Here is a 6,392-nt window from a genome sequence, read left to right on the forward strand (position 1 = left end):
CGTGCGGCCGGTCGACGGCAGCCGGCCGGTGGACAGCGCCGCCCTGGTGCAGGCGGTGCAGCGCCAGGTGCTGCCGCTGGAGATCAACTACTTCCGCAGCGAGGCCGGGTTGCGGCGCGCGCTGGCCGAAGTGGACGCACTGTGGCCCGAGGCCGGCGGCCAGCCGCAAACCGGCACGCCGCAGCAGGCCTTGCGCAGCCGCGAGGCGGCGGCGATGACCGCGGCCGCGCGCTGGATCTTCACCGCCGCGCTGGGGCGCAGGGAGACGCGCGCCTCCCACACCCTGGCCGAATATCCGGCCACCGATCCGGCCCAGCAGCACCGCCTGATCCTGTCCGGCGTGGACCGCATCGCGCTACGACCCGAGGCGGTGCCGGCATGAGGCCGCGCCCTGCCGGGCGAACCCCGCCCCCTGCCCGCTTCCCCCTTCCTGGAATCCACCCATGATCGAACTCGTCAGCGAGGCGCGCTGCACCGAATGCGGCCTGTGCATCCGCGTCTGCCCCACCAATGTCTTCGACGACCACGCCGGCCTGCCGGTGATCGCGCGCCAGGACGACTGCCAGACCTGCTACATCTGCGAAGCCTACTGTCCGGTGGATGCGCTCTACGTCGCCCCCTACGGCGACGAGCCGGTAGCGGTGGACGAGGACGCGTTGGCCGCCGCCGGCACCCTCGGCAGCTGGCGCGCCACCATCGGCTGGGGCCGCAAGCGGCCGACGATGGCCGCGCTGGACACCACGCCCTTCATCGACCGCATCCTGCCATCGCAGCCCGAATTGCCTGCGCGCGAAATCGACTTCATCCTCGGCCGCGCGCCGGGCCCGTGAACCGCGGCCCGGCCCCGCGGCAGGCGGGCGAAGCCGGCGCGGCACGCTGACCGGCTGCGCCCTTCCGGAGCAGGCTCAGCGTATCTCCGCCACCTCATCGAAGGAGAAGCGCGCGGCACGCGGCGCGGGCGAATCGCTCACGCCGTAGCCGAGGTTTGCGATCAGGTTGACCTGGTAGCGCCCGTCCGGAAAGAACGCCTGGTTCAACAGGCCGGCATCGAAACCGCTCATCGGCCCCACGTCGAGGCCCAGTGCGCGCGCAGCCACGATCAGGTAGGCGGCCTGCAGCGAACTGTTGCGGAAGAAGGTGGGCTCCACCAGCCCCGTATTGGCTTCGAACAGCTCGCGGATCTTGGGGTTGGCCAAGCGCTCGTGGAAACGCGTGTCGTGCGCGACGATCACCGTCACTGGCGCCGCCAGCGTCTTCTCCTTGTTGCCGGCCGACAGCGCCGGCTCCAGCCTGGCCTTGGCCTCGGCGCTGCGTACGAAGACATAGCGCGCGGGCTGTGCGTTGAACGCGGTCGGCCCCCACTTCAGCAGGTCGTAGAGTCTTTGCAGGGTGGCGTCGTCCACCGGCGTGGCTTCGAACTTGCCGTAGCTGCGGGCGCTGAGGAACAGTTGGTCGAGTGCTTGCTGGTTGAGGGGGGTTCCCATCGATGTGCTCCTGTTGCTTGGGGGTTGAAAAAACCTGTGGGGCGCGCGAACGGCCGGCGGCCGCTACGCCAGCGCGGGCGCCAGGATCGGCAGGTTGATGTGGAAGAAGGCGCCCGCCTGGCTGACGCCCGACACCAGCGATGCGTCGTCGTGGCTGGCGTCGAGGGCGCGGAAGAGGCCGATCAGGAACAGGTAGATGACGGAGACCTTCTTCAGCACCATCACGGTAACGAGGCCGCTCCAGGTCTCGATGTCGAACCATGCCGCGCCGCTGCCGAACACCCATTGCAGGAGCCGGTTGGCAGAGCCGGTGTAAGCGTTGGCGAGCAGGGCGTAGCCCAGCGCGTAGAACAATGCCGGCGTCGCGAACATCAGCATCAGGCAGGCCATGCCCCCGGCCGTGGCGGTCAGAAGATGAGGCTGGCGCCGGCGTACACGAAGCGGCCCGCAGCGCCGTTCGGGGCGATGAACGAGTACGGGTTGATGCCGCTGGCGCGGTTGGTCGTGTCGTACTTGTCCGGGTATTCGTTGAACAGGTTCTGTGCGCCCAGTTCGAGGCGCAGGTGGCTGTTCACGCGATAGCCCAGGTTCAGGTCCACATACCATTCGGGATCGAAGGTCTGGTCGTGGTTGCCGTTCGCGGCGCCGGCGGCGGCGTTGTAGGTGTACTTGCCGTAGCGCGTCACGGTGGAGTCGACCGTCCAGGCGCCGTAGTTGTAGCGGGCGCCCAGCACCAGCTTGTTCTTTGGGATGCCGGTCTCGATGTCGCGCACGCGGAAGTCGTTCACCACGGTCACGGTGGTGCCGTTGACCGTCTGCGTGTTCTTGACCTTGCTCGCCTTGGTGTCGAGGAAGCTCAGGCCGAGGCTCAGGTCGAGGGTGCCGGCGCCGTCGAGGCGCAGCTTCTTGCGGCCGACGAAGTCGATGCCGGTGGTGGTGGTGTCCCAGCCATTGAAGTAGTAGCTGGCCTGGGTGAAGCCGGGCAGGCCGACGCTGGTGAAGGCGCTGGTCACGCCGGCCCCGCGCAGGGCGTCGGTGACGATGACCTGGTCCTTGATCTTCAGATAGTAGGCATCCACCGTCAGCGAGGTATCGGTGTCGGGGGTCAGCACGAAGCCCAGCGAGAAGCTGTCGGATTTTTCCGGGTCCAGCGGCTTGGCCCCGAACACGGCGGCGCGGGAATCGTTGGGGCGGAACAGGCGGGTCTGCCCCGGAGCGGCGAGCCCCAGGCCGGTGTTGTTCCAGTTGCTGGTGAACGCGGTGGTCTGGGTGCCGAGCTGGCCCAGGCTGGGGGCATGGAAACCGGTGCTCACGGTGCCGCGGAAGGCTAGCGCCGAGCTGGCCTCGTAACGGCCGGACACCTTGCCGTTGAGGGTGTCGCCGAAGTCGGAATAGTCTTCCAGGCGGGCGGTGATGCCGATCTGGAACCGTTCCGTGACGTCGGTCTCGGCGCCGACGTAGATGCCCTTGACCCTGCGCCTGACCGTGCCGCCATCCACCGCGCGCAGGCCGGAGCCGCTTGCCGCGGTGATGGGGATGCCGTTGCCGGCGTTGGACAGGCCGCCGTTGGTATAGCCCGCCTCGTCGCCGAACTCGCTGACGCCCCAGCTCTCGCGCCGCGACAGAACGCCGGCGGACACCAGGACGGGCGCCGGGGCCCAGGCGGGGCTGAAGCTGCGCACGTAGTCGGCGGTGATGCTGAGCTGGCTCGAGCGCCATTCGCCGTAGTCGAACTTGGTCGGGCTTGCCGCGCCCCAGCTCGGGTTGGAGGTATCCCAGCCGCTGATCGAGGTCCGGTTCCGCCCCCAGCTCGCGCCGACGTCGAGCTTGCCGGTGCTTTCCTCGCCGAAGCGGTAGCCGATCGCGCCGGCCCAGTCGGTGGAGTAGTAGCTGCGGCCGGGCTGGTAGCCGTCGGGGTAGAGCCCCAGGTTGTTCGAGGTGTTGTCGCGGATAGGGTCGCCGGGCAGGCCGGTGCCGATCACCAGGCGTTCGGGGTTGACGTAGTTGCTGGTGCGCTTGTCGGCATAGTTGAGCCAGCCATACACGGTGCCGTCGCCGATGCCGAGTTCCGAGTTGGCGAGGAAGCTGATGTTCTCACGCCCGGCCTGGCCCCAGGTGCCGTGTTCCTGGCCGTGGGTGTCGTTGCGCGAGTCGCCGACGGGGAAACGCTGACGCCAGTCCGCCTCGCTGCGGTCGACCTGGCCGCTCTTCAGATAATCGACGCTCAGGTTGACGAAGCCGGCCTCGCCGAGCGCCAGGCCCTTCCAGCCATTGACCGCCTTGGTGGCGCCGCCGCCGTCGCTGTAGCTGCCGTAGCGGACACTGGCGCCGCCGCCTTCGGCGGCGTTGTTGAGCACGATGTTGATCACGCCGGCGATGGCATCGGAGCCGTACTGCGCGGCGGCGCCGTCGCGCAGCACCTCGACGCGCGCGACCGCGCTGATCGGGATGGTGTTGAGGTCGACGACGTTGTTGGCCGGCCACGGGTCGGTGCCCTGCAGCAGCGCCTGCGTGTGGCGGCGCTTGCCGTTGACCAGGACCAGCGTATAGGCGGGGCTCACGCCGCGCAGCGACGCGGCGCGCGTGGCCTGGCCCTTGACCGCGTTCTGGCCCTGCGCAAAGTTGAACGACGGGTGCAGCTTCTGCAGGGCCTGGTTGAGCGTCACCGCGCCGGTTTCCTCGAGCTGGCGGGTGCTGATGACCTCCACCGGCGCGGAGCTTTTCAGGGCGGTCTGGTCCTGCCTGGATGAGCCCAGGATCACCACGGCATCGAGGTTGGCGGCATATTCGGCGGCGGCATCCCCGGCTCCGGGAGCCTCCTGGGCCTGCGCCACAGGCGTCAGTGCGCCGCAAAATGCCGCGATCGCGGTCAGCGCGAATTTCTGCATGGAACTTCCTTTTCTGGCGTTGTTTTTTTATCCGGCGGCGTTCGTCGCAGGCATGCCGACGGCAGCGCCGAAGGGGTGGCGCAAGACGCGGCCAGCCATGTGGACGCGGTCTCGCCGCATGGTCCGAAGCAAGAACGGAGCCACGCCAGAAACACATTTACTTTCATTGACTTGAATTTATTTTCCGTGCGAACCCGCGCAGTGTTTGCTGCGCCGGCAGCGCCGCTGCTACGGATGGGGCAGTCCGCTGCGCGCCGCGGGGCAGGCATGCGGCGGCTCAGTCCGGCCGCGAGTGGGCAAACTGGCTCTGGTAGAGCGTGCGGTAGAGGCCGGCCTGGCGCAGCAGGGCCCGATGGGTGCCGGACTCGACGATGCGTCCGCCGTCCATGACGACGATCAGATCGGCGGCGGCGATCGTGCTCAGGCGATGCGCGATCACGAAGCTGGTGCGGCCTTCGAGCAGCGCGTCCATCGCCTGCCGGAGCAGGGCTTCGGTGCGGGTGTCGATGTTGCTGGTGGCTTCGTCTAGGACCAGGATCGCCGGGTCGGCCAGCAGCGCCCGCGCAATGGCCAGCAACTGCCGCTGGCCCTGGCTGAGGTTGGCGCCGTTCTCCGCCAGCACGGTGTCGTAGCCCTGGGGCAGGCTGCGGATGAAGCCGTCGGCGCGCGCCAGCACTGCCGCCCGTTCGACCTCTTCCGCGCTGGCGTCGTCGCGGCCGAAGCGGATGTTGTCGCGGACGCTGGCGGAGAACAGGTGCGTGTCCTGCAGCACCATGCCGAAATGGCGGCGCAGACCGTTCTTGTCCAGCGTCCGGATGTCGTGGCCGTCGATGCGGAGCGTGCCGCTGCCGGGGTCATGGAAGCGTGTCAGCAGGTTGACCAGCGTGCTCTTGCCGGCGCCCGTCGGCCCCACCAGCGCGATCATCTGCCCCGGCCGCACGTGCAGGTCGATGCCGCGCAACACCGGGCGCTCCGCCTGGTAGCCGAAACCCACGCCTTCGAAGCTCACTTCGCCGCGCACGCGGTCGAGCCGGGTCCGCTCGCCGGCGGCGTGTTCGCTGGGCTCGTCGATGATGTCGAGCACGCGCTCCGCGCCGGCGAGGGCGGATTGCGCCAGGTTGAACTGGTTGGCGAGGTCGTTGATCGGCCGCTCGATCTGGCGCGTGTAGTTGAGGAAGGCCACGACGACGCCGATGCTGGTGGCGCCGTCGATCGCCAGCCATGCCCCGGTCGCGGCCATGACGGCGAAGCCGAGATTGTTCGTCGCATTCATCGACGGCCCCATCATGCCGGCGAGGATCTGGGCGCGCGCCGATGCCGTGCGCACCTGCGTGTTGATGGCATCGAATTCGCGCAGCGCGCCGGCCTCGCGGCGATAGGCCTGCACCACCTTCTGGCCGGACAGGGTCTCCTCGATGAAGCCGTTCAGTTCTCCCAGCCTGCCCTGCTGGGCCGAGAAGTGGCGCCGCGTGCGGCCCGCCACCTGGCGCGTCACGATGATCGCGAGCGGTACCGTGAGCAGCGCCAGCAAAGTCATCGGGGGGTTCATCCACAGCATGATGAACAACGATCCGCACAGCAGGACGACGCTGCTCATCAACTGCGGCAGGGCCTGGTTCAGGAACAGCGCCACCATCTCGACGTCGTTGGTCGCCCGGCTCATCAGCTCGCCCTGGCTGCGGCGGGCGAAGAAGGACAACGGCAAGTCCTGCAGCGCGGCGAAGAAGTCCTGGCGCAGGACCCCGACCGTGCGCTGCGAGACGCCGATCATGATGAAGGACTGCAGCCAGTTCATTGCCGTCGCCGCCAGGTACACCAGCAGCAGCACGGCGCAGGCGCGCGCCAGGCCGTCGCCGTCGCGCGGCACGACGTGGAGGTCGATGATGCGGCCGATCAGCCACGGCCCCAGCAGCGCCAGCCCGGTGCCGGACAGCGTCAGCGCGCAGGCGCTCAGCAGCGCGAGGCGCTGGCCACCGGCACAGGCCCACAGCCGCCGCAGCGTGCTGCCCAGGCCGCGCGG

The 6,392-nt window shown here is 68.9% G+C and carries 5 protein-coding genes and 1 pseudogene; 2 read left to right on the forward strand and 4 right to left on the reverse strand.

What is annotated here, in order from left to right:
• A pseudogene (locus C666_RS18100) lies at positions 1 to 382 on the forward strand (hypothetical protein); the annotation flags it as partial.
• Positions 383 to 443: 61 nt separating this feature from the next.
• Positions 444 to 830, forward strand: a complete 387-nt coding sequence (locus C666_RS18105) for a 4Fe-4S dicluster domain-containing protein (RefSeq protein ID WP_004347258.1) — start codon at positions 444 to 446, stop codon at positions 828 to 830.
• Positions 831 to 905: 75 nt separating this feature from the next.
• Here the strand turns inward: C666_RS18105 and C666_RS18110 are convergent, their stop codons facing one another.
• The 4 genes from C666_RS18110 to C666_RS18125 all read right to left on the reverse strand — a co-directional run.
• A complete protein-coding gene (locus C666_RS18110) occupies positions 906 to 1,484 on the reverse strand; it encodes a malonic semialdehyde reductase (RefSeq protein WP_004347259.1) in 579 nt (192 codons plus the stop codon).
• 63 nt (positions 1,485 to 1,547) lie between these two features.
• Entirely contained in the window at positions 1,548 to 1,874 is a 327-nt protein-coding gene (locus tag C666_RS18115; RefSeq protein ID WP_004347260.1) for a hypothetical protein, read from the reverse strand.
• 17 nt (positions 1,875 to 1,891) lie between these two features.
• Complete coding sequence (locus C666_RS18120) at positions 1,892 to 4,372, reverse strand: TonB-dependent receptor plug domain-containing protein (protein WP_004347261.1); 2,481 nt, start codon at positions 4,370 to 4,372, stop codon at positions 1,892 to 1,894.
• A gap of 277 nt (positions 4,373 to 4,649) precedes the next feature.
• Positions 4,650 to 6,392: ABC transporter ATP-binding protein (locus C666_RS18125; protein WP_004347262.1), on the reverse strand; the 1,743-nt coding region annotated here is incomplete at its 5' end.

The organism is Thauera linaloolentis 47Lol = DSM 12138, assembly GCF_000310205.1.
Lineage (GTDB): Bacteria > Pseudomonadota > Gammaproteobacteria > Burkholderiales > Rhodocyclaceae > Thauera > Thauera linaloolentis.